Below are 1,555 nucleotides of genomic sequence, written 5' to 3'. Positions count from 1 at the left end.
CGAACAGGGCGGTGAGGAGGGGGCTCGTTCGCATCAGGGGGGGCGATGGTAGGCCGCCCGCCCTCGCGCTGTCGTCCCGCCCCCAGGGGCCTGACTGGGGGGCAGGCAGGCGTGAAGCCCGGTCTCAGCCCTGGCGGGACTGACGGCGGCGGCGCGCGGCCAGCGCCGCGAACACGGCGATGAGCACCGCCGGAGCGCCGCTGGTGGCCGCGGAGCAGCCGCCCTCGTCCTTCGTGTCATCCGGCGTGACGGGGTCGCTGCCGCCGGTGACGACGACGTCCAGCGTGGCGTTGGCGTGCGAGTCCCCCGTGGCGGCTTTGTCGCCGTTCACGGAGTTGCCGGCGGCGTACACCTTGTAGGTGCCGTTGGTGGCCGGGGCCACCAGGGAGAAGTCGAAGCGCGCCGAGCCGTTGGAGAAGGCCTGGGGCAGCGAGTGCGTCAGCTCGCCGCTCACCACCTTCGTGCCCGAGCCCGCGGTCAGCGTCGCGCCATCCACGGCCACGTTCATGCCGGCCTTCGCGCCAGGACCGCCGCTGATGATCAGCGAGTACTGGCCCGTCTGGCCCGCCGTCAGCGCCGTGGGCCCTTCCAGCGTCACCGTGGGGGCGCTCGAACCGCCGCCGTGGCAGCCGGACGCGGTGCAGGACACGCTCTGCTTGCCGCTGCGCCCGTTGATGCCAGTGGAGTTGGCGAACGCGGAGCCCGCGACAAGGCACACCGCGACCGCGCCCACGGACGAAAGAATGGACCGCATGGAATGAACCTCCTGGGGGGGAACTCAGGAAAGAGGAGGTTCCCTTGTAGCGCGGCGCGGCGTGGAGTGCAGCAGGCGACACTCCCCTGGGACGCGGAGGCAGGACGTACCGCGACCTACAGCCGGGAGAAGGCGTCGTGGAGGGCCTTCTGGCCGCCGTGCTCCAGCACCTGGCCGTGGCAGACGACGACGCGCTCCACGTCCCACTCCAGCGCACGCTGGAGTGAGGCGCGCACGGCCTCCGGGTCCTGGGTGAACAGGCGCAGGAAGCGCGGGGCGGCGAACCTGCCCAGGACTCCGTCCAGCCACAGGTACGCGCGCAGCTTCCAGCCCTCCGAGTGCGCGTAGTGGAAGGCCAGGTCGGTGACGATGGCGGTGCGGGACGGGCGGTGGAAGAAGAGGAACTCGTTGAGCTGGGGCATGCCGCGCACGTGCATCTGGTCCAGCACGGGGGCCCAGGCGGGGTCCGGCAGGTCCTCCAGCTCCAGGTCGATTCGCAGCGCCGGCCTCTTCGCGCGCAGCCCCTTGGGCGCCACCACGCGGGCGTCGGGGAAGGCCGCGGCCCAGTCCGGCAGGTGCAGGTGGTGGAAGAGGTTGGGGGCCACGAGGAAGCGCACGGGCCCCAGGGCCGCCACGGCGGCTCTCCGCTCCGGGGTGAAGGCGACAGGCGAGTGCACCCACAGCCCGCCGTCCGGCAGGCGGAGGACCGTCATCCGGCCTCCCACGGGGACGCCGAAGAGGGAGAAGGGGGCGTCGAACACGTGGACGTCGGCGGTGAGCTGGCGGGGCGCGGTGTCAGGG

2 protein-coding genes are annotated in these 1,555 nt (G+C 72.7%); both read right to left on the bottom strand.

Annotation, left to right across the window (positions count from 1 at the left end):
* Nucleotides 1-124: 124 nt before the first annotated feature.
* Complete coding sequence (locus D7W82_RS39575) at nucleotides 125-754, bottom strand: MXAN_6652 family MXYO-CTERM-anchored protein (protein WP_120623172.1); 630 nt, start codon at nucleotides 752-754, stop codon at nucleotides 125-127.
* 116 nt (nucleotides 755-870) lie between these two features.
* Nucleotides 871-1,555 (bottom strand): DUF4336 domain-containing protein (locus tag D7W82_RS39570; protein WP_370451152.1); only part of this gene is annotated, 685 nt, incomplete at its 5' end.

Origin of the sequence: Corallococcus sp. CA049B (genome assembly GCF_003611685.1) — a bacterium.
Lineage (GTDB): Bacteria > Myxococcota > Myxococcia > Myxococcales > Myxococcaceae > Corallococcus > Corallococcus coralloides.
This window is presented reverse-complemented; position numbering and strand designations above follow the sequence as displayed.

Bases quoted from the DNA above. Each gene is read 5' to 3' on its own strand.
- D7W82_RS39575 (WP_120623172.1), bottom strand. From the start codon at position 754: ATGCGGTCCATTCTTTCGTCCGTGGGCGCGGTCGCGGTGTGCCTTGTC.